Annotated in this window: 17 protein-coding genes; 4 read left to right on the plus strand and 13 right to left on the minus strand. The window is 64.9% G+C overall.

What is annotated here, in order from left to right:
• Nucleotides 1–168: 168 nt before the first annotated feature.
• The 3 genes from OXH74_RS14690 (at nt 169) to OXH74_RS14700 (ending at nt 3,162) form a co-directional block, all read left to right on the plus strand.
• A complete protein-coding gene (locus OXH74_RS14690; RefSeq protein ID WP_375737654.1) occupies nt 169–1,512 on the plus strand; it encodes a C4-dicarboxylate transporter DctA in 1,344 nt (447 codons plus the stop codon).
• A 119-nt stretch (nt 1,513–1,631) separates the two neighbouring features.
• Nucleotides 1,632–2,330 carry a FadR/GntR family transcriptional regulator gene (locus OXH74_RS14695; RefSeq protein WP_375737655.1) on the plus strand — a complete coding sequence of 233 codons (699 nt, stop codon included), beginning with the start codon at nt 1,632–1,634 and terminating at the stop codon, nt 2,328–2,330.
• Nucleotides 2,331–2,415: 85 nt separating this feature from the next.
• On the plus strand, nt 2,416–3,162 hold the full coding sequence (locus OXH74_RS14700) for a GntR family transcriptional regulator (RefSeq protein WP_375737656.1): 747 nt from the start codon (nt 2,416–2,418) through the stop codon (nt 3,160–3,162).
• Nucleotides 3,163–3,253: 91 nt separating this feature from the next.
• Here OXH74_RS14700 and OXH74_RS14705 read toward each other — a convergent pair whose 3' ends face one another.
• From OXH74_RS14705 to OXH74_RS14745, 9 genes are all read right to left on the minus strand, one after another.
• Nucleotides 3,254–4,495: an OprD family porin gene (locus OXH74_RS14705; RefSeq protein WP_375737657.1), complete on the minus strand. Its 1,242-nt coding sequence runs from the start codon at nt 4,493–4,495 to the stop codon at nt 3,254–3,256.
• Nucleotides 4,496–4,597: 102 nt separating this feature from the next.
• Entirely contained in the window at nt 4,598–5,812 is a 1,215-nt protein-coding gene (gene mhpT, locus OXH74_RS14710; protein ID WP_375737658.1) for a 3-(3-hydroxy-phenyl)propionate transporter MhpT, read from the minus strand.
• Between the two features lie 155 nt (nt 5,813–5,967).
• Entirely contained in the window at nt 5,968–6,987 is a 1,020-nt protein-coding gene (gene dmpG, locus OXH74_RS14715; protein WP_375737659.1) for a 4-hydroxy-2-oxovalerate aldolase, read from the minus strand.
• 11 nt (nt 6,988–6,998) lie between these two features.
• Entirely contained in the window at nt 6,999–7,937 is a 939-nt protein-coding gene (locus OXH74_RS14720) for an acetaldehyde dehydrogenase (acetylating) (RefSeq protein ID WP_375737660.1), read from the minus strand.
• 31 nt (nt 7,938–7,968) lie between these two features.
• Complete coding sequence (gene mhpD / locus OXH74_RS14725; RefSeq protein WP_375737661.1) at nt 7,969–8,763, minus strand: 2-keto-4-pentenoate hydratase; 795 nt, start codon at nt 8,761–8,763, stop codon at nt 7,969–7,971.
• A 25-nt stretch (nt 8,764–8,788) separates the two neighbouring features.
• Nucleotides 8,789–9,646 (minus strand): alpha/beta fold hydrolase, encoded by an 858-nt coding sequence (locus tag OXH74_RS14730; protein ID WP_375737662.1) that lies wholly within the window; start codon nt 9,644–9,646, stop codon nt 8,789–8,791.
• A gap of 1 nt (nt 9,647) precedes the next feature.
• Complete coding sequence (gene mhpB / locus OXH74_RS14735; protein ID WP_375737663.1) at nt 9,648–10,607, minus strand: 3-carboxyethylcatechol 2,3-dioxygenase; 960 nt, start codon at nt 10,605–10,607, stop codon at nt 9,648–9,650.
• 1 nt (nt 10,608) lies between these two features.
• Nucleotides 10,609–12,279: a bifunctional 3-(3-hydroxy-phenyl)propionate/3-hydroxycinnamic acid hydroxylase gene (locus OXH74_RS14740; protein WP_375737664.1), complete on the minus strand. Its 1,671-nt coding sequence runs from the start codon at nt 12,277–12,279 to the stop codon at nt 10,609–10,611.
• A gap of 141 nt (nt 12,280–12,420) precedes the next feature.
• Nucleotides 12,421–12,606, minus strand: coding sequence for a hypothetical protein (locus OXH74_RS14745; protein WP_375737665.1), 186 nt, complete (start codon nt 12,604–12,606; stop codon nt 12,421–12,423).
• A 140-nt stretch (nt 12,607–12,746) separates the two neighbouring features.
• Here OXH74_RS14745 and OXH74_RS14750 point away from each other — a divergent pair, with 140 nt between their 5' ends.
• The gene (locus tag OXH74_RS14750; protein WP_375737666.1) at nt 12,747–13,547 is read left to right on the plus strand and encodes a DNA-binding transcriptional regulator; all 801 of its coding nucleotides are present in this window, start codon (nt 12,747–12,749) and stop codon (nt 13,545–13,547) included.
• Here OXH74_RS14750 and OXH74_RS14755 read toward each other — a convergent pair.
• The 4 genes from OXH74_RS14755 to OXH74_RS14770 form a co-directional block, all read right to left on the minus strand.
• On the minus strand, nt 13,536–14,312 hold the full coding sequence (locus tag OXH74_RS14755; RefSeq protein WP_375737667.1) for an IclR family transcriptional regulator: 777 nt from the start codon (nt 14,310–14,312) through the stop codon (nt 13,536–13,538). The genes OXH74_RS14750 and OXH74_RS14755 overlap by 12 nt on opposite strands.
• A gap of 92 nt (nt 14,313–14,404) precedes the next feature.
• On the minus strand, nt 14,405–14,974 hold the full coding sequence (locus OXH74_RS14760) for a sarcosine oxidase subunit gamma (RefSeq protein WP_375737668.1): 570 nt from the start codon (nt 14,972–14,974) through the stop codon (nt 14,405–14,407).
• A 3-nt stretch (nt 14,975–14,977) separates the two neighbouring features.
• Nucleotides 14,978–17,884, minus strand: coding sequence for a 2Fe-2S iron-sulfur cluster-binding protein (locus tag OXH74_RS14765; protein WP_375737669.1), 2,907 nt, complete (start codon nt 17,882–17,884; stop codon nt 14,978–14,980).
• Complete coding sequence (locus tag OXH74_RS14770) at nt 17,881–18,183, minus strand: sarcosine oxidase subunit delta (RefSeq protein WP_375737670.1); 303 nt, start codon at nt 18,181–18,183, stop codon at nt 17,881–17,883. Before OXH74_RS14770 ends, OXH74_RS14765 begins: the two co-directional genes overlap by 4 nt.
• Nucleotides 18,184–18,227 lie beyond the last annotated feature (44 nt).

The raw sequence follows: 18,227 nt of genomic DNA on the forward strand, positions 1-18,227 counted from the left end.
TTCCAAGTGGGTTGCCGGTCAGTGGTTCCACTCGTCGTTATGTCCTTCTCCGAGGGCTTGCCAGCAGGCGATGGTTGCGCATAGGCTGTACTGGTCTGACCGGTAATACCACAACAATTAAGCGTTCGCCCACACCGCCAGGTTCGCGGGGATGGGCGACGGTACCGAATGGAGACCCCCGCAATGCTTATCAAGCTCTGCTCCCGCTCGATATTCCTGCAAGTCGTGATTGGCCTCGTTGTTGGCGTGTTGTGCGGCGTCAGCTTTCCCGAACTCTCCTCCCAGCTGAAACCCCTTGGTGATGGCTTCATCAAGCTGATCAAGATGCTGATCGCGCTGATCGTCTTCTGCGTGGTTGTCAACGGAATTTCCGGGGCCGGCGACCTCAAGAAGGTCGGCCGTATCGGGCTGAAGTCGGTCATCTACTTCGAGGTCCTGACGACAATCGCGCTGGTCCTTGGCCTGCTGGTCGCCTACGGCTCGGGGCTGGGGTCAGGTGCCGCCATTGACCTGAACGAATTGGCCGCCGGTGATGCTTCCGCCTACAGCGGCAGTGTCCAGGCCATTCATGGGCCGGTTTCGTTCCTCATGGGGCTGATTCCGACATCGGCGTTCAGCGCCTTTGCGCAGAACGACATTCTTCAGGTGCTGCTGTTCTCAATCCTATTCGGCAGTGCGCTGAACCTCGTTGGCGAGCAGGCCAGCGGTGTCGCGAAGCTGATCAACGAATTCAGCCATGTGATTTTCCGCATCATGGGCATGATCGTGCGCCTGGCCCCTATTGGCGTATTCGGCGCGGTGGCCTTTACCACCAGCAAGTACGGCATCGAGTCGCTTAGTCACTTGGGTGCACTGGTAGCGGTGTTCTATCTCACCTGCATCCTGTTCGTAGTGGTGGTCCTGGGTACCGTACTGCGTTTGTGCGGTATCCGTCTGATGCCCTTCCTGCGCTACTTCCGTGAGGAGTTGCTGATCGTCGTCGGAACCGCCTCCTCCGATGCCGTGCTGCCCCAGGTCATGCGCAAGCTGGAGAACATGGGCATTCGCAGCTCGACTGTCGGCTTGGTCATCCCCACTGGCTACTCGTTCAACCTTGACGGCTTTTCCATCTACCTCACGCTGGCAGTCGTCTTCATCGCCCACGCAACCGGTACTCCTCTGGCGATGAGCGACCTGATCACCATCCTTCTGGTGTCCCTGGTCACTTCCAAAGGCGCCCACGGCATTCCGGGCTCGGCGCTGGTCATCCTCGCCGCCACCCTTACCGCAGTCCCAGCCATCCCCGCCGCCGGTCTGGTGCTGGTCCTGTCGGTCGACTGGTTCATGGGGATCGGGCGCGCGCTGACCAACCTGATCGGCAACTGCATCGCCACGGTGACCATCGCTCGCTGGGAGAATGACATCGACATCACCCGTGCACGGGCAACGCTTGAAGCTAGCCGCGTGTCTTCTGCGCCGGGCAACGGGCAGGTGCGTGCCGGCGTGCCGGTGGTGGGAGAGGGTGAGGTCTGACGCTGATGACAGTGCTGATTCCGTCTGTTCTCATCCTTCCAAAGGGGTGGAGGAGTGGCGAAAGCGATCCTCCGAGAGGCTACTGCCGCACCAAGCACACTTCAGATTAGGGAGGGTCAATGTTCTCTTCTTCAAAGCTGGTCGATTCCGTCGTCAAGAAACTGCTGGAAACCATCGAGCAGGGCCACTGGGTGGTCGGCCAGATGCTGCCTGGGCAGCGCGAACTGGCTGAGCGGCTGGAGATCAGCCGCCCCAGCCTGCGTGAGGCCATCACGGTCCTGGAAACTCTAGGGGTTCTTCGTTCACTGCCCGGCAAGGGCGTGATGGTCCTGGAGCGCAAGGCCACCGGATTGCCCGATGTGCGGGCGGAAACCGGGGCGACGCTGGAGGACATCCTGCAGCTTCGCTATGCATTGGAGCCCTTCATTGCGGGGTTGGTGGCGCAGACCGTCGCTACCAATGACTTGAGCCAACTGCGTCTGCTGTTGCTGGATATGCGCGAGGCCGTCGAGGATGGCAATCCAACCGCCCTGGCCAGTGCCTACACGGCATTCCACCGGCAACTGGTGGCGCTCACCTCGAACCCGATCTTCCTCAGCGTTTCCAGCCAGATCGGCAATGCGCTCGAGCAGAGCGATCTGCTGACGATGCCCAAGACCGAACACGCGGAAGAGATCCTCGAGGAACACGAAGCGATTCTGCGCGCCATCCGCCATCACGACAGCGAACTGGCCAGTAGGGCGATGCGGCAACACATCCTCAATGAGGGTGTGCGGTTGAATATCAACCTGCGTTTGCCTCCCGAGGCCGGTCGCTAGTCCACCGGTTCGCCGATGCTTGGCCGCTCGGCAGACGCGCAACGAATCTTCTGAATCGATACATCACGATTTGGCAGGTGTGATCATGAATGCAATAAACGAGATTGCCCCTGGGGCAACTGCAATGCCGGCAGAGCCGGCCGAAGTTCGAGGTTCCAGCCGTTTCGTCTACGAAAGCATCTACACGGCCATCCTAGAGAAACGCCTGGCGCCAGCCACACCCCTCAACAAGCAGACGCTCGGGCGGATATTCCAGGTCAGCGCTTCGACCATCCAGCGGGCGCTGAGTCGCTTGGCTGACGAAGGCGCGGTGTCCATGCAGGCAAGTCAGGTCGCGATGGTGGCACGCCCTTGTGGGCATCAGGCCCGGCAGGTACTGGAAGCGCGAATCCTGGTTGAAACCCAAGTGTTGCGTCTGATCTGCGGGCGCCTGACGAGCGTTTGCCTTGCCGAGCTGCGTGAGCGGGTGGCAGAGGAGCGCGCCTGTCTGGCCGCGGGTGATCGCGCCGGGCTGATCGAGCGGGTAGCAGGTTTCCACATGCGGCTTGCGGAGTTCGCCGAGAATCCGCTCCTGCTCAAGCTCTTGCGCAACTTGCTGTCTCGTGCGTCGTTGTGCGTTGCCCTGAACCGCGAAGAGGTCTATTCGGCGGCCACCTGTGAGGAGCACCTCGAGTTGCTGGAGGCTCTGGAGCAAGGGGATGTCAGGGCATCGGTCGAGCTGCTGGTGCGCCATCTCAATGGCGTGTTCGACAAGCAACGCTTCGTGCCGCCGCCGACCACGGACTTGCACGCGGCGTTCAAGGGCAGGCTCGGCCTGGCCTGGTCCCGCTGATGGCAGGGCGTGCAGCCCAGGCGTGGGTGAAAAGAGGCCACTCGGGGGAGTGGCCTTTTTGCTGGCGCAACGAGCCCGGTAATCGGCGTTCTCACCAAAGCTTGATTGTGTAATCCAGGGTGATCCGGGTTTCGTCCACATCCCGCGAGAAGTCATTGCGATAGGCGCCCTGCCGGACACGTATGCCAAGCCCCTTGAGGTCTCCGCTCTGCACCACATAGGCCAGTTCGATGTCGCGCTCGCGCTCCTTGGCCGACGCGTTGGCGCCGGGCAGGTCGATGTCGTCGCCCTTGATATAGCGCCACATCCCGCGCAGGCCGGGGATGCCCAGCGCAGCGAAGTCATAGTCGTAGCGTACCTGCCAGACGCGCTCGCCCGGGTTCACGAACTCGGAGACCAACGCCCCCTCGGTATTCACGTTCACATCGGTGCCGGCCAGGTAGGGCAGGGCGGTGTCACCACTGAGCTGCATGTAGCCCAGCCCCAGTGAGTGGGCTTTCAGCTGGTAGGTGAACATCGCGTTGTAGGTGCGATTGTCCACCGGCCCGGCTTTGGCGGCGCCGTCCTCGCGGCTGTCGAAGAAGCGCAGGTCGCTCTTGAGCTTGCCGTCACCCAGCGGCAGGTAATGCACCAGCCCTAGGTAATGCTGCTGATAGAGGTCATCCAGCTGAGCGTAGTAGTAGCTGCCGTTGAGGTTGTCGTTGAAGCGGTAATCGGCACCAGCGAAGCTGAAACTGTCGGACTCCGCGCCGGCATCGAAGCGCCGATTCGGGCTGCTGATGCGCATCGGCTCCTGGTTGGTGGAATTGCGCTGGGTGATGCGGTCCATATGCCCGGCGTGCAAGGTCAGGCCTTCGATCTCATTGGAACGTAGGTAGGCGCCGCGAAAGGTCGGCGGGAAGAGGCGCGACGGCACGGCGAGGATCACCGGCAGCAAGGGTTGCAAGGTGCCCACATGGAGTTCGCTGGCCCAGATGCGGAGCTTTGCGGCAGCCCCCAGTTTGCTGTACTCGTCGGCGGGCTCGCGGGTGGCCGGGTCGAAGGGCAGCAGGCCCGTGCCGGTGCGGTCCGGGCTGGAGTCGAGCTTGACGCCAGTCATGCCCAGCAGGTTGACACCGAACCCTACCGGCCCTTCAGTGAAGCCGGAATCCAGACGGAAGGTGAAACCCTGGGCCCACTCCTGGGCTTGGGATTGGCCGGGCCCACTGCGGAAATCCCGGTCGTAGTAATAGTTGCGCAGGGCAAGGCTGGCGCTGCTGTCGTCGATCAGGTCGGCGAGGGAGCTTCCTGCGTGCAGCAGGACGCCCGCCGCGAGGAAAACGCGGATGTTCATGAGGGAATCACCTGTTGTTCTTGTTCTAGGACTCACCGCTCATGCGAGCCCTTGCGACATGGGGAATTGCAGGCCCCGCCGGATTGGTGGGGCGTCCTTCGATCAGGCGTGCTGCGTTTTGCGGCTGCGGCCGAGCAGGTAGAACACGGCGACGCACGCGACCACGATGCCGGGACCGGAAGCCAGCATCACGCCGGCAGTGCCGGTGCCCAGGGCGAGCATCTTGCCGGCCACCAGCGGCCCGCTCATCGCGCCCAGGCGACCAACCGCCACGGCAGTGCCGACGCCGGTGGCGCGCACCTCGGTGCGGTAGAACAATGGTGCCAGCGCATAGAGGACCGATTGTCCGCCGGTGGCGAACAGCCCCGCGACGAAGCCCGCCAGCAGCATGCTTTCCAGTTGGCTGGACACGCCGAGTGCGGCCAGCGAGGCGAGCATGCCGAGGTAGATCAGCGCGGCCATCGCCAAGGGCGGTAGGCGATCCATCAGCGCGCCGAGCAGTAGCGTGCCGACGGCGGCGCCGATCTGCAGGGCGAACATTACCCAGCTTGCCTGGGGGCTGCTGAAGCCCTGGCCGACCAGGAGGCTCGGTAACCAGTTGATCAGCATGTAGACCACCATCAGGGTGAAGAAATAGCTGGTCCACAGCAGCAGGGTCGGCAGCGCTGCGCCATCGCGGAGCAGGCCCTGGACGATAGGCGTATGGGCCGATTCAGCCTGGCACTGGCGCTCGCGGAAGGCTTCGGATTCCGGCAGGTAGATGCCGAGCAGCGGCACAATCAGCAGCGGCACCAGGCCGCCGACGTAGAACACCACCTGCCAACCAGCCGAGAAAACGGCGATGCCGATGCATGCGGCCAGTGCGGCGCCGAGCGGCACGCCGCAATACATCATGCTCACTGCGGTACCGCGCAGACGTGGCCCGGCGGCTTCCGAGGTCAGGGCGATGAGGTTGGGCAGGGCCGCACCCAGGCCCACGCCGGTAAAAAAGCGGGCGCCGACCAGGCTGGCAAAATCCCAGGCCTGGGCAGTGGCGAGCGAGAACAGGCCGAACAGGGCGACCGAGCCCATCAGCACAAGCTTGCGACCAATCCGGTCGGCCAGCCAACCGCCGGCAAAGGCCCCGGGTAGCAGGCCGAGGATCCCGGCGCTGAATACCCAGCCCATGTGCATCTTTTCCAGGCCGAAAGCGGCGGCCATGCCCGGTGCGGCGATGCCGGCAGCTTGCAGGTCCAAGCCTTCCATCAAGGCCACCAGGAAGCAGAGCGCGATGGTGGTGATCATCCGGCGCGAGTTGTGGACAGAAATTCCGATCATGATTCAAGGCACCCGTATTGTTCTTGTAGGGAGTAATGGTGTTTTGTGGAGGGCGAATTCATTCACTGAGGGGCAGCACAGTCGCCTCCTTCAGGCCTCGCCAGGCAGACCTGCGGTCTGCTTGGCGATTGAAATCGCTCCCACAGGAACGGTGATCAGGCGCGGCTTGCAGCCAGCAGGTCCAGGGCCACGTCGACGATCATGTCTTCCTGGCCGCCGACCATGCGGCGCCGGCCCAGCTCGACGAGAATGTCGAGGGTCTTCAGCCCGTACTTGGCCGCGGCCACCTCGGCATGGCGCAGGAAGCTGGAGTACACCCCGGCATAGCCCAGCCCCAGGGTTTCCCGGTCGACGCGCACCGGGCGGTCCTGCAGCGGCCGCACCAGGTCGTCGGCGGCGTCCATCAGGCGGTAGAGGTCGGTGCCGTGGTTCCAGCCCAGACGCTCGGCGGCGGCGATGAACACCTCCAGCGGCGCATTGCCGGCGCCGGCGCCCATGCCGGCCAGGCTGGCGTCGATGCGGTCGCAGCCCTCCTCCACCGCGGCGATGGAGTTGGCCACGCCGAGGCTGAGGTTGTGGTGGGCGTGCATGCCGGTCTGGGTCTCCGGCTTGAGGATCGCCTTGAAGGCGCGCATGCGCTCGCGGATGTCCTGCATGCTCATGGCGCCACCGGAGTCGGCCATGTAGATGCACTGGGCGCCGTAGCTTTCCATCAGCTGGCCCTGCCGGGCGAGTTCTTCCGCCGGGATCATGTGGCTCATCATCAGGAAACCGACGGTGTCCATGCCGAGCGAACGGGCGTATTCGATGTGCTGCTTCGACACGTCCGCCTCGGTGCAGTGGGTGGCGACGCGCACGCAACGGGCACCGGCGTCATAGGCGGCCTTGAGGTCGTGCACGGTGCCGATGCCCGGCAGCAGCAGCACGGTCAGGGTGGCATGCTCGATGACGTCGGCCGCCGCTTCGATCCATTCCAGGTCAGTGTGGGCGCCGAAGCCGTAGTTGAAGGACGAGCCTTGCAGGCCGTCGCCATGGGTGACTTCGATGGAGTCGACCTTCGCCTGGTCCAGCGCGCGGGCGATGGCCTGCACCTGCTCGATCGAATACTGATGGCGGATCGCGTGGCTGCCGTCGCGCAGGGTCACGTCGGAGATGTAGAGCTTCTTGCCGTTCATGGTCGGTCTCCTCAGGCCTTGAGCATCGACTGCGCCATGCGCTCGGCGGTGGCCAGCGCGGCGGAGGTCATGATGTCGAGGTTGCCGGCATAGCTCGGCAGGTAATGGGCGGCGCCTTCCACTTCGAGGAACACCGAGGTCTTCAGCCCGGAGAAGCGGCCGTGGCCGGGGATGTGCAGCGGCGCGGACTCGGGGATCACATCGAACTGCACGCGCTGCTTGAGGCGGTAGCCCGGCACGTAGGCCTGCACCGCGGCGGCCATCTCTTCGACGCTGGCCTCCACTTTCGCCTGGTCGGCCGCTTCACTGAGGACGAACACGGTGTCGCGCATCATCAGCGGTGGCTCGGCCGGGTTCATGATGATGATCGCCTTGCCCTTGGCCGCGCCGCCGATCACTTCGATGGCCTTGCTGGTGGTCTCGGTGAACTCGTCGATATTGGCGCGGGTGCCGGGGCCGGCAGACTTGCTGGCGATCGAGGCGATGATCTCGGCGTAGTGCACCTTGGCCACGCGCGACACCGCGGCGACCATCGGGATGGTGGCCTGGCCGCCGCAGGTGACCATATTCACGTTGGTCGCAGCGAGGTGCTGCTCCAGATTGACCACCGGCACGCAGTAGGGGCCAATGGCCGCCGGGGTCAGGTCGATCAGGCGGATGCCCGGTTTGACGCTGCGCAGGAAGGCGTCGTTCCGCACATGGGCGCCCGCCGAGGTGGCGTCGAAGACGAAGTCGATCTCGGAAAAGATCGGCAGGCGGGTCAGGCCCTCCACGCCTTCATGGGTGGTGGCCACACCCAGGCGCGCGGCGCGGGCGAGGCCGTCGGAGGCCGGGTCGATGCCGACCATGGCGCCCATTTCCAGATGCTGCGCGTTGCGCAGCACCTTGATCATCAGGTCGGTGCCGATGTTGCCGGAGCCGACGATGGCGACTTTGCGTTTTTTGCTCATGGGTTCTGTCTCGTGTGCAGGAGGTCGCCGATCACTCGGCCGAGAAGTCGACGGCCACCTGACCGATGCCGTCGATCACCGCTTCGAAGCGATCACCAGCCGCCACGGCGGACATCGGGCCGAGGGCGCCGGTGAGGATCAGGTCGCCGGCGCGCAAGGGCTCGCCCAACTGGGCCAAGGTGCGCGCCAGCCAGACCGCCGCGTTCAGCGGGTGGCCGAGGCATTCGGCACCGCTGCCGCTGGAGACCAGCTCGCCATTGCGGGTCATGCGCATGGCCGCCTGGCGCAGGTCCAGGCCGTCCAGGCGGCGGGCCGGACCACCGAGGACGAAGCAGCCGCTGGAGGCGTTGTCGGCCACGGTGTCGACGAAGCGGATGTTCCAGCCCTGCACGCGGCTGCCGACGACTTCCAGCGCAGGCAGCACCCAGCCGGTGGCGGCGAGCAGGTCGGCGAAGCTGGTGTCAGCGCGCGGCAGGTCGCGCTCGAGGAGCAGGGCGATCTCCGCCTCGATCTTCGGCTGCAGCACGCGGCCGATCGGCACCACCTCGTTGTCGCCGTAGGCCATGTCGGCGAACAGGGTGCCGAAGTCCGGCTGGCCGACGCCCAGTTGCGCCTGCACCTTGGGATTGGTCAGGCCGATCTTGCGGCCCACCACGCGCCGGCCCTCGGCCACGCCATGGGCGGTGTTCAGGCGCTGGATGGCGTAGGCCGCCTCGGCATTGCCTTCGCCGATCTGGGCACGCAGTGGGGCAATGGCCTCGCCGCTCGCTTCGGCGCCGCGCAGGGCGGCGGCCAGTTGTTCCTGGGTTTGTTGGGTCACGCTCATGAGTCACCTCGGAGCCGGGGCTCGATCAATGGCTGAGGAAATCCAGCACCAGGCGGTTGAACTTGTCGGCGTGCTCCCACTGCGCCCAGTGGCCGCAGTTGTTGAACACATGGAGTTCGGAGTTGGGGATGCCGGCGATCAGGCGCAGGCCGGTGTCCATCGGCACGAAGCGGTCGTTGCGGCCCCAGATCACCAGGGTCTCGGCCTTGATTTCGGCCAGGCGCGGGCCGAAGTCGGGGAACTGCCTGGGGTTGGCGGTCAGGCTCTGGACGAAGTTAGCCAGGTGGTCGCGACGCGCTAGCATGTTGTCCAGGCGCGCCTGGAACAGCTCCTCGGTGAGGTCGCGGCTGTCGTAGACGAAGACGTCCATCATCCGCTTCAGGTTGTCGAGGCTCGGCTCGCGGTACAGGCCATTGAGCAGCTTGATGCCCTCGGTGGGCATGGGCGCAAAGGGGCTGGCGCCGCCGGTACCGCCGCCCATCAGCACCAGTTTGCCGACCCGCTCGGGCCAGCTCAGGGCGAAGGCCACCGCGCTGTGGCCGCCCATGGAGTTGCCCAGGAGGTGCACGCGGTCCAGGTCCAGCTGGTCCACCAGGCCCTTGAGGATGCGGGCATTGAGATCCGAGCGCGAGCCGTCGCAGACGATGGAATCGCTTTTGCTCCAGCCCGGGCAGTCCAGCAGGATCACCCGGTAACCGGCGGCCAGCAGGGGGTCGATATTGCGGTTGAAGTTGGCCCAGCCGCTGGCGCCGGGGCCGGAGCCGTGCAGCATGACCACGGTCTGCTCGCCCTGGCCGCAATCGTTGTAGTGGATATTGAGTTCCCGCTCGCCTTCGCGGATGCGGGCGAAGCGGCTGGTGGCGGCTTCGGTCAATGCGGTCATCTCAGGACTCCTTCGATAGGGATTGGGGCTCGGCGCTGAGCGAGCCGAAGCCGGCGATCCACTCGGGGATCGGCCGGTAATAACGGTCACTGGCCAGGTACGGGCCGAAGGCCGAAAGCGCGGCGAAGGCCGCCACCCAGGTCTTCACTTCGTGGGTGGATTTGCCCGCCAGGGCGGACAGCTCGGCATTGCCGAGGCCGTCCAGTTCGGCCATACGACCGCTGGCGAGCAGGTCGAGGAAGTGCTGGTCCCAGTCCGGGTTCAGCGGGTGCAACGAGTGTTGATCCTCGACGAAGCGCTGCGCCGCGAGGATCACCCGCTGCTGCCGCGCTTCACGTTCATCGGCCGGCAGGTGGCGGCCACTGCCCAACAGCCGGTCGGCCATGCGGGCGTCGACGTGGGCCAGTTCCGGCACCGGCGGCTGGTGCGACAGGCCGCCGGAGCCGAGGAACAGGACCCGTTGGTCCAGCGTCCGGGCGAAGCGCCCGATGGCCTCGCCGAGCAGGCGGGCGCGCTGGAAGCTCGGCAGCGGGGTGGCCACCGAGTTGATGAAGACCGGGATCACCGGGCACTCACCGAGACCGCCGAGCAGCTGTTCCAGCGGCTGGGCGAAACCATGGTCGACCTGCATGCGGTAGGACACGGCGGTGTCCACGCCGTCGGCCAGCACCGCCTCGGCACAGGCCTCGGCCAACGCCTTGGGCACCGGCAGCGGGCCGGCCAGGGTGCCGAAGTCGCCGATGGCGTGGGCGGCGGTACCGATGCAGAACGACGGCATCAGGTCATAGAAAAAGCCGTTGTAGTGGTCCGGGGCGAAGAGGATCACCAACTCGGGATCGAAGTGGGCGATGCGCGCACGGGCGCCCGCCACCACCGCGTCGACCTCGCGCAGGATCTCGGGTAGCGGATCGACATGCCCGACCAGCGGGCTGTGCGACTGGCAATGCAGGTAGGCGCTCATTTCAGGCCACCTTGCTCGGCGCGACCACGCTCGGCTCGGCCGCCTTCAGGGTCAATGCGCGGACCAGGGCGTCGCACAGCTTGTCGAGCGTCTGCGGGATGGCCAGCCCGGCGACGAAGCGGTCCGGGCGCAATACAACGACGGAAGCCGGATAGTGGCCGAACCACTCCTTCAGGCGGCCTGTGCTGTCGCCGATGCGAATCACGCCATCGGTCAGATCGCGCTCGGCCTTCAGCTGCGCACTCGGCAATACCTGGATGAAGCAGGTGCCGAGGTCGCGCCAGAATGCGACCTGCTCGGCCGAAAGGCCCCAGGTCGGATCGTTGCCCCAGGCGATGATCGCGAAACGGCTGCCGATCACCTCGTCCAGCAGGACTTCGCGACTGTCATCGGTAAGCACCTTCGGCTGGATGAACATGCGCCCCACGGGCGAGTTTTTCAGTGCCGGGCTGGCCGCCACCAGCGCGCCCTGACGGTACTGCGGCATCGGTTTGAAGCGCATTTCCAGGAAGTAGCGCTTCACCGGTGGCAGGTAGTTGAGCAGCCAGGAAATGCCGTCACGCAGGGTGCCTTGCCAACGCTTGGGCGGCGCCAGGACATGGCCGGCCAGCACCGATAGATCGATCATCGCCTTGGCATGGTCGCGGCGCTCCTGCTCGTAGGTGTCGAGTAGCGATTCACCGGCCATACCCTTGACCACCAGGCCGAGTTTCCAGGCCAGGTTGCAGGCATCGCGCATGCCGCTGTTGTAACCCTGGCCCTGCCACACTGGCATGATGTGGGCCGCATCGCCTGCGAGCACGACGCGGCCGACACGGAACTGACCGGCCAAGCGTGCGTTGTGGGTGTAGACGCGTTTGCGTATCAGCTCGACGCGGTCCGGGTCCGGCAGCACCTTGGCGAGCAGGCGGCGCATGTTTTCCGGCTTGCCCAACTCCTCCTCGGTTTCACCCGGCATGACCATGAACTCGAAGCGACGCACGCCGTGGGGCAGGGCGGCGGACACATAAGGTCGCACCGGATCGCAGCAGAGATAGACGTTGGGCGTGCCCAGCGGGTCGTTGGCGATGTCGATGACGATCCACTGGTTGGGCGCGGTCCTGCCTTCGAACGAGACGCCCAGGCTACGGCGCACGTAGCTGTTGCCGCCGTCGCAGGCGACCAGATAGCGGGCTCGTACGCTCTCCTCGACACCTTCGGCGGTGCGCATGCGCAGGGTGACGCCGGACGGGTCCTGGCTGAAGTCGACCATGTCACGGGAGAACAGCGTGCGCACATTGGCGAAGCGCTTGAGCCCCTCAAACAGCACACCGTCCACCTGCGGTTGGATGAAGGCGTTGCGCCGCGACCAGCCGAATTCGTCGGTCATCGGCTGGATGTCGGCAAAGCAGCGTCCCTTGGGGGTGAGGAAGCGCATGGCGTGCCAGGGCGTGGTGTGCGGTAGCACCTTGTCCACCAGGCCAACGGCCTGGATGGTGCGCAACGACTCGTCATCGATGCCAATGGCGCGTGGGTAGTCGATCAGTTTGTCGAGCTTTTCGATCACCAATACGTCGACGCCGATCTGGCCGAGGTAGTTAGCGATGGTCAGCCCCACGGGGCCGGCTCCGAGAACGACGACCTGGGCAGAATGGTCGGCAGCGGACGCGTTGTCGGGTCGATTTGCAGTCATTGTTTTCATGGTCCTCACCGCAGGGAACAGCGTTGCAATGCCCGGCTGGCTTGAATGCGGGCAAGCCGGTACCTGCCCTCGGGCACGCGGGTGTCCGAAGGGATTGGGTTCGTTCAGGGAGTTGGGCCTGGCGGCTACGCCTTATGCCAGGCCAGGCGCGTAGCGTTCTCGGAAGTCGAGTGGCAGCGGAGCCTGATGCCGGATACGGGCGCGCAGGGGCAGCGCGTCAAGGGTGAGCGCGTTTCCCTGCGCGGCAGGCTCTGCGGGTAGCGTGCCGCAGCAGGCCTGGAGGCGAATCGAGATGGCAGGCAAAAGCACGTGTTTCATTTCGGTTCCCCGTTCGAGTAGGGACGACTTATCGTTGTTGGGGCGAGTATAGGAATGCCGATCCATGCCCTACAATGAAAAACAAGCGCGGCGTGCACTAGGTGCACATGATTGATTTATTTGAGTTTTTAAGGTGATCCATGGCTGCGGAGCGCGATACCGATTACAAGACCGTACGCGGACTGACCCGCGGCCTGGCGCTGCTCAACACCTTGAACCGCCTGGATGGCGGTGCCAGCGTGGGCAAGCTGGCGGAGCTCACCGGCCTGCATCGAACCACCGTCCGCCGTCTGCTGGAAACCCTGCAGGAGGAGGGCTACGTCAGGCGTAGCGAGTCGGATGACAGCTTTCGCCTGAGCCTGAAAGTGCGTGAGCTGAGCGAAGGTTTTCGTGATGAGCAGTGGATCTCCGCATTGGCTGCGCCGCTGCTCGGCGAGCTGTTGCAGGAGGTGCTGTGGCCGACCGATATCTGCACCCTGGATGTCGATGCGATGGTGATCCGCGAGACCACCCACCGTTTCAGCCGGTTGTCGTTCCACCGCTCCATGGTCGGCCGACGCCTGCCGCTGCTGATGACCGCCACCGGCCGGGCCTATTTCGCCTTCTGTCCGGATGCCGAACGCGAGGAACTGATCGAACTGCTGCGTACCCGCGATGACGAGCAGGCCGCGCTGGCGCAGAACCGCCGCTTGCTCGATCGACTGGTGGAGCACACGCGTCAACGCGGCTACGGGGAGAACTACGCGCACTGGGGAGATGAGCGAAAGATCGCGGCCATCGCCCTGCCGATTCGTCAGGGCGAGCAGGTCCTGGGCTGCCTGAACCTGGTCTACATCGCCAAGGCGATGCCCATCGAGGAAGCCGCTAACCGTTACCTGTCAGCGATGCGGCGCGTCATCGATACGATTGAAACCGGTCTTCTGCCGGACTCAGCCACCTAGTTCCCGCGAGATGCTGTCGCGGGTAGCCAGCAGCGTTGTCAGGAAACTCTCCTGGGCAAAAGGCGTATCCATCACCGCATCTGGCCCGGATAGGTTGATCGCCGCGACCACCTGGCCCTGATGGTCATGGATACCGGTCGCAATGGCGGTGGAGTAATCGGAGCGGTGCAGTACCCAGCCGCGCTCGCGGTCCAGGGCGATGAGCTGCTGAAGCGCCGGTAATGTGCGCGGTGCCGGCGCGGGGTAGTCGTCGAGGCGCACGTGCTGATAGAGCTGGCCGAGTTCGGCCTCATCCAGGCCCGTCAGCAGCATGCGGCCCATGGCTGTGCTGTGGCAGGGCAGGCGGGTGCCGATGGGAATGTTCACTGTCAGCCGCTGCGGGGCGAAGGCGCGGTACAGGTAGAGGCTGTCGGTTTGCTCGCGGATGCTCAGGTGGCACGACAGCGATGTGCGATCGCGCAGGGCGTTCAGGTGGGGCATGGAGACTTCTACGATGTCTCGGCTGGCGAGGTAGCTGAAGCCATCCGAGATCACTTTCGTCCCGAGCTCGAAGGCATTGCGACCAACCCGTTGCAGGTAGCCCATGTCGACCAGCGTCTGCACGATGCGATAGACCGCCGAGGTGCTGATGCCCAGGCGATCGGCCATGTCGCTCATGCCCAGGATGCGCTCCCGGCTGCTGAACATTCCGAGAATGGTCAGGCCTCGCTGCAGGGCGGGTACGCGGTAATCAGCGTCCCGTTCCGGGGTTTCGATGGCGGTCATGGCGAGGCCTCGTGGCAGGTGGCTTTTCGTAGGTTGGTGCAGAGCGCAGCGAAGCCCAGCGGTCCCGAGCATTGGGCTTCGCCGAGCTCAGCCTACGAGAGCAGCGCGTCCAGCGATACCGGCTGGCCGTCGAACTCCTCCATGGCGTCCAGCATGGCGCCTTGGAAGTACTCCAGGGAGGCACGGTCGCAGAGGATATGGAAACGCGGCAGCTCGCCTGTTCCGGCGTTGATCACGATGACGTTGATCCGCGCCGCCGAGGTTTGCGCCACGGCCCCGACGGGGAAGGCTTCTGGCCGCAGGTCGACGCCACAGATCTTGGCCATCACGTCTGCCACATGACGGCCGGAGAGCTGCAACCAGGCGTGGCTGTCCTGGCGCGGCAGCAGGTAGTTGCCCTGGTCGCTCAGCTGCCAGCCGGCTTCCTCTGCAGCGATACGCTCGCCCCGGTCGGCGAGGCTGCCGAGCAGCAAGTACTCGGTCTGCGACAGGCGCGCCACGAGCGCACCGTCATTCTGCGTCAGCGCCCGGTTGGGCGCCTCCGGCAGTTGGTAGCCACGACCATGTAGGAAGGTGGCGGCATCGACGCCTCGGAAGCCCACGCGCGGCAGGTCGGTCAGGTCGATGAGCGCGCAGCGCTCGATAGTATTGAGGCTGGTCATGGCTCAGAGCTCCTGGCGCTGGTTGTCGGGATCGAAGAAGGGCAGTTGCACCACGGTGGCCTGTACCACCTGGCCGCCCTCGACACGGATCGGGATCCGCTTGCCTGGTTCGGCCTGGTCGGCGCCGGCGTAGGCCAAGCCGATGATCTGGCCGAGGGTGCCGGAGTATTCACAGGAGGTGACGTTGCCACTGATGTCCGGGCCGTTCAGCACCAGGTGGCCCTCCAGTGGTTGCGCACTGCCCCTGGGCAGGGTGAAGCCCACCAGTTTGCGTTTCAGCGGCTGCGCTTCGAGGATCTCGATGGAGCGCTTGCCGACGAAGAAGGGCTTCTTGCGGCCGATGGCCCACTGCATGTCGAGTTCAGCCGGATGGGTCATGCCGTCGGTGTCCTGGCTGATGATCACGTGGCCTTTTTCCAGGCGCAGCAGGCGCTGGGTCTCGACGCCGAATGGTCGGATAGCGAATTCGGCGCCGGCTTCCATCAGTGCGTCCCACAGCTTCCCGCCATGACGGGCGGGTACGTGGACCTCGAAGCCCAGTTCGCCGACGAAGCCGACGCGCATCAGCCGCGCCGGAATGCCGGCCACGGTGCCGGTGCGTACGGCAAGGTAGGGGAAGCTTTCGGCGGATAGGTCGACGTCGTCGCAGAGTTTCTCCAGCACCTTGCGCGACAGCGGCCCGGCCAGGTTCACCGCGGCCAGGGCAGCAGTAACGTTGGCGATGTCCACGTTCAGGCGCCATTGGGCGTTCCACTTGAGCATCTGCTGGTAGATGCGATCCACGCCGCTGGTGGTGGCGGTGATGTAGAAGTGGTTGTCGGCCAGGCGCGCGCAAACACCGTCGTCGATCACCACGCCGTGCTCGTTGGTCATCAGCGCGTAGCGCGTGCGTGCCACCGGTTGCTGCTTGAAGGGCAGAGTGTAGATGCGCTCCAGCAGCTCGGCGGCGTCCGGGCCGCGTACATCCAGACCACCCAGGGTCGAGACGTCGATCAGGCCGACCTTCTCGCGTACTTGGCGGGCTTCTTCCTGCATGCAGCGTTCACGGTCTTCCGGCTTGCCGTAGAAGGCTGGGCGCTGCCAGATGCCGGCGGGCATCATTTTCGCGCCGGCCTGCAGATGGCGGCGGTGCATGGGCGTTTGCCGGTAGGGGTCGAAGGCGCGGCCGGCGACGTGGGCGAGCTTCTCCGCCTCGAAGGGCGGGCGTGCGGTGGTGACGCCGGTTTCGCTGATGCTGCGGCCCGTGGCGTGGGCCACCAGGCGGGCAGTGGGCAGGGCGGAGTGACGGCCCTGGGAGGGGCCCATGCCAACAGTCGAGAAGCGCTTGACCAGTTGCACGTCGCGATAGCCGCTGCGGGTGGCATTGACGATGTCGCGCACCTGCAGATCCTCGTCGAAGTCGACGAAGTCCTTGCCTTTTGGGTGGGGGAAGATCGGCCAGTCGAAGTTGACCCGTGCCTCGCCGTTGAAGGCGCGCTCAGCGATGGCGGCGTCTAGGCCGAGGGCCGCAATGGCACGGGCTGCGGCGAGAGTACCGTCGAGCAGCACGTTGTCCAGGCTGTGGCGGCCATTCACCGAGCCAGCGATGGCCAGACCTTGTGGCAGGCCACTGATGGCGAACTCGGCTTTCTGCTCGTCGTAGGTCAGTTTGCCGCCGGCTTGGCAGAGCAGTTGGTAAACGGGCATGTAGCCGGCGGACATGCACAGCAGGTCGCAAGAAAGCTGCAGGCTGTGTTCGGCCACCTGGCCCTGGGCGGTGATCTTGCGCAGCTCCACGCCGCTGACGTGGCGCATGCCTTTTTCGTGCTGTGCCTCGTACACGGTGCTGCCGAAGTGGCAGGGAATGCCACGTTTCTCCAGGGCGGTTTTCAGTGCCCCGTCGCTGGGCTGGCTGCGCATGTCCACTAGCGCGGCGACCTGGACGCCTTGCTCGTGGAGGTCGAGCGCGGCGAGGTAGCCGTCGTCGTTGCCGGTCAGCATCACCGCGCGCTTGCCGGGCTTGACCGCATAGAGCTTCATCAGGCGCTGGGCGGCGCTGGCGAGCATGACGCCGGGCAAATCGTTGTTGCGGAACACCACCGGCTGATCGAAGGAGCCGGCGCTGACGATGCACTGTTTCGCCCGCACCTTGTACAGGCGGCGCCCCTGAATGACCGGCAGGTAGTTTTCGGTGAACCATGCATTGCAGGTGGCTTCCTTCAGCACCTGGATATTGGCGTGGCCTCCTACGGCAGCCACCAGCTCTTGGCGCAGGGTTTCGGCGCGGGTGCCTTCGACATCAAAGCGGGCGTAGGTCAGCGAGCCGCCCAGCACCGGCTGTTGTTCGATCAGCAGCACCTTGGCGCCGGCATTGGCAGCGGTCAGAGCGGCTTGCAGTCCTGCGGGCCCAGCGCCGATCACGGCGAGGTCCACGAACAGGTACGCCTTGTCGTAGTACTGAGGCCTGAAATTCAGGTCGAGCACGCCGAGGCCGGCCTTCTTGCGGATCAGCGGCTCCCACACTTTCCACATGCCTTTTGGCTTGTAGAAAGAGCGGTAGTAGAAGCCCACCGGCATGAATCTGGAGAACTTGCCGAGATAGGCATCGCGGTCGTTGTCCAGGGAGCCGTTGACGTTCTGCCCGGTCACGTCCAGCCCCGAACACAACGGATGGGCGTCGGCCAGCACATTGGGCTCGTCGGGCAGTTGCACCAGGGTATTGGCATCCTGTCCGGCCATGGTCAGCGGGCCGCGCGGGCGGTGGTACTTGAAGGAGCGCGACAGCAGCCAGCGGCCATTGGCGAGCAGGGCGCTGGCGATGCTGTCGCCGGCAAAGCCCTCGTAGTCGGTGCCGTCGAAGCGGAAGGCAAGTGGCTGATTGCGGTTGATCAAGAGGCCCATTGGGGCGGGCAAGCGGCTGAACTGGCTCATCCTGCGATCTCCTGGCTGGGCGGGCTGAACTCGACCCGCTGGGTGAAAATTTCCTTCGGGTCGAAAGTGCGAATGATCTGGTCGGTGACCGTGTGGCGCTCGGCGAGGAACCAGTAGCTGGAGGCGTTGTGCATCCACCACTCGCGCACCACGCCGGCGATGTTGTCGCTGTTGAACACGTAGTCGGCCCATTCGGCATCACTGCAGGTGGCCGGATCGGGCATTACCTTGAATTCGCCGCCGTAGGTGAATTCGCTGATATTTCGGGGCCCGTTCAACGGGCAATTCATGATCTTCATGGGCTTCACTCCCTAGCGAGCAAGGCTGTAGTCGGTCTCTGTAG

Source organism: Metapseudomonas boanensis, from assembly GCF_042232855.1.
Classification (GTDB): domain Bacteria; phylum Pseudomonadota; class Gammaproteobacteria; order Pseudomonadales; family Pseudomonadaceae; genus Metapseudomonas; species Metapseudomonas boanensis.

Bases quoted from the DNA above. Each gene is read 5' to 3' on its own strand.
- OXH74_RS14690 (WP_375737654.1), top strand. From the start codon at position 169: ATGGAGACCCCCGCAATGCTTATCAAGCTCTGCTCCCGCTCGATATTC.
- OXH74_RS14695 (WP_375737655.1), top strand. From the start codon at position 1,632: ATGTTCTCTTCTTCAAAGCTGGTCGATTCCGTCGTCAAGAAACTGCTG.
- OXH74_RS14700 (WP_375737656.1), top strand. From the start codon at position 2,416: ATGAATGCAATAAACGAGATTGCCCCTGGGGCAACTGCAATGCCGGCA.
- OXH74_RS14705 (WP_375737657.1), bottom strand. From the start codon at position 4,495: ATGAACATCCGCGTTTTCCTCGCGGCGGGCGTCCTGCTGCACGCAGGA.
- mhpT (WP_375737658.1), bottom strand. From the start codon at position 5,812: ATGATCGGAATTTCTGTCCACAACTCGCGCCGGATGATCACCACCATC.
- dmpG (WP_375737659.1), bottom strand. From the start codon at position 6,987: ATGAACGGCAAGAAGCTCTACATCTCCGACGTGACCCTGCGCGACGGC.
- OXH74_RS14720 (WP_375737660.1), bottom strand. From the start codon at position 7,937: ATGAGCAAAAAACGCAAAGTCGCCATCGTCGGCTCCGGCAACATCGGC.
- mhpD (WP_375737661.1), bottom strand. From the start codon at position 8,763: ATGAGCGTGACCCAACAAACCCAGGAACAACTGGCCGCCGCCCTGCGC.
- OXH74_RS14730 (WP_375737662.1), bottom strand. From the start codon at position 9,646: ATGACCGCATTGACCGAAGCCGCCACCAGCCGCTTCGCCCGCATCCGC.
- mhpB (WP_375737663.1), bottom strand. From the start codon at position 10,607: ATGAGCGCCTACCTGCATTGCCAGTCGCACAGCCCGCTGGTCGGGCAT.
- OXH74_RS14740 (WP_375737664.1), bottom strand. From the start codon at position 12,279: ATGACTGCAAATCGACCCGACAACGCGTCCGCTGCCGACCATTCTGCC.
- OXH74_RS14745 (WP_375737665.1), bottom strand. From the start codon at position 12,606: ATGAAACACGTGCTTTTGCCTGCCATCTCGATTCGCCTCCAGGCCTGC.
- OXH74_RS14750 (WP_375737666.1), top strand. From the start codon at position 12,747: ATGGCTGCGGAGCGCGATACCGATTACAAGACCGTACGCGGACTGACC.
- OXH74_RS14755 (WP_375737667.1), bottom strand. From the start codon at position 14,312: ATGACCGCCATCGAAACCCCGGAACGGGACGCTGATTACCGCGTACCC.
- OXH74_RS14760 (WP_375737668.1), bottom strand. From the start codon at position 14,974: ATGACCAGCCTCAATACTATCGAGCGCTGCGCGCTCATCGACCTGACC.
- OXH74_RS14765 (WP_375737669.1), bottom strand. From the start codon at position 17,884: ATGAGCCAGTTCAGCCGCTTGCCCGCCCCAATGGGCCTCTTGATCAAC.
- OXH74_RS14770 (WP_375737670.1), bottom strand. From the start codon at position 18,183: ATGAAGATCATGAATTGCCCGTTGAACGGGCCCCGAAATATCAGCGAA.